At 34.9% G+C, this 1,485-nt stretch carries 2 protein-coding genes and 1 pseudogene; 2 read left to right on the forward strand and 1 reads right to left on the reverse strand.

The window, feature by feature from the left end:
• The first annotated feature begins 8 nt into the window (after positions 1 to 8).
• Positions 9 to 776, forward strand: coding sequence for a DeoR/GlpR family DNA-binding transcription regulator (locus ABZ857_RS44195; RefSeq protein ID WP_023349246.1), 768 nt, complete (start codon positions 9 to 11; stop codon positions 774 to 776).
• Between the two features lie 270 nt (positions 777 to 1,046).
• The gene (locus ABZ857_RS44200; RefSeq protein WP_109009866.1) at positions 1,047 to 1,148 is read left to right on the forward strand and encodes a type I toxin-antitoxin system Fst family toxin; all 102 of its coding nucleotides are present in this window, start codon (positions 1,047 to 1,049) and stop codon (positions 1,146 to 1,148) included.
• A gap of 126 nt (positions 1,149 to 1,274) precedes the next feature.
• Here ABZ857_RS44200 and ABZ857_RS44205 read toward each other — a convergent pair.
• Positions 1,275 to 1,485: pseudogene (locus ABZ857_RS44205) on the reverse strand (hypothetical protein); the annotation flags it as partial.

Raw genomic sequence — 1,485 nt, forward strand, 5'->3', positions numbered from 1 at the left:
GTCTTCATATGAACAAAAAACGACGATTAGAAAAAATTTTAGATATGTTAAAGATTGATGGGACCATAACCATAAAAGAAATAATAGATGAACTAGATATTTCCGATATGACAGCCCGTAGAGACCTTGATGCTCTAGAAGCTGATGGACTTTTAACACGTACTCATGGTGGTGCACAATTGCTTTCCTCTAAAAAGCCACTTGAAAAGACACATATCGAGAAGAAAAGTCTAAATACAAAAGAAAAAATTGACATTGCTAAAAAAGCCTGCTCTTTAATCAAAGATGGCGATACTATTTTTATTGGACCCGGAACTACACTTGTACAACTGGCATTAGAATTGAAAGGTCGTAAATGTTATAAAATTCGTGTCATTACAAATAGTCTCCCTGTGTTCTTGATTCTAAATGATAGCGAAACCATTGATTTATTGCTTCTTGGCGGTGAATATAGAGAAATAACTGGAGCTTTTGTAGGTTCAATGGCTTCGACAAATTTAAAAGCAATGAGAGTTGCCAAAGCTTTTGTTAGTGCAAATGCTGTTACCCATAATTCTATTGCTACATATAGTGACAAGGAAGGTGTGATTCAACAACTTGCCCTAAACAATGCTGTAGAAAAATTCTTATTAGTAGACAGTACTAAATTCGATCGATACGATTTCTTTAACTTCTACAATCTAGATCAACTCGATACCATCATTACAGATAACCAGATTAGCCCTCAACACTTAGAGGAATTTAGCCAGTACACTACTATTTTAAAAGCGGACTAGAATTATGACTTATAAAAATATTGGACTACTCTTAAATAATTAGACATAAAAAAAGCACCGTATGAATCAAACAATTCTACGGTGTTTTTTTATTATTTCTAATGTATGGTTTGTCGAAAATATGTACACATTATTTAACTTTCCAAAAAATTGGAGTTTTCTTGATAATTGGATATCTCCTACTACGCACATATCTATTCCCTTTTTATGGTATACTTTTTAGTGGCGTACCTTACCAATGCAGAAATGCCTTAGGGAGGGGGTGAGATAATGCTTCTGCAAATCTTCGTATCAGTAGTCGCTCCTATTGTGGTTGGAGTAATCCTTGAGCTGGTCAAGGATTGGTTAAAATACCGACGTAAGCGCCATTAATCCACATTCGCTCAGTTTCGCAGAACCGGGCGTTTTTTGTACAAAAAAACTGAGGAATTCGCAGTTCCTCAGTTCCTATTGTGAGATACCACTCCCACAAATCTTCGTTAACTAAATTATAACATTTCAATAGTCTTTGTCAATAGCTTGATTTTTTGCTTTTATAAATCTTCGTTTTTGAGTCGCAATACTGATACCAGTTTTTCGCTCAATCATCTTGTAAGTCATTCCTTGCTGTTTTAACTCATAAGCAAATTGAATTTGTTCTTCGGTAAATTTTTGAGGACGCCCTTCCCTAAAACTTGGATCATGAAGCTTAGCAAAATGTTTTCCTTCC

Origin of the sequence: Microbispora sp. NPDC046933, assembly GCF_040644635.1 — a bacterium.
Classification (GTDB): Bacteria; Actinomycetota; Actinomycetes; order Streptosporangiales; family Streptosporangiaceae; genus Microbispora.

Bases quoted from the DNA above. Each gene is read 5' to 3' on its own strand.
- ABZ857_RS44195 (WP_023349246.1), top strand. From the start codon at position 9: ATGAACAAAAAACGACGATTAGAAAAAATTTTAGATATGTTAAAGATT.
- ABZ857_RS44200 (WP_109009866.1), top strand. From the start codon at position 1,047: ATGCTTCTGCAAATCTTCGTATCAGTAGTCGCTCCTATTGTGGTTGGA.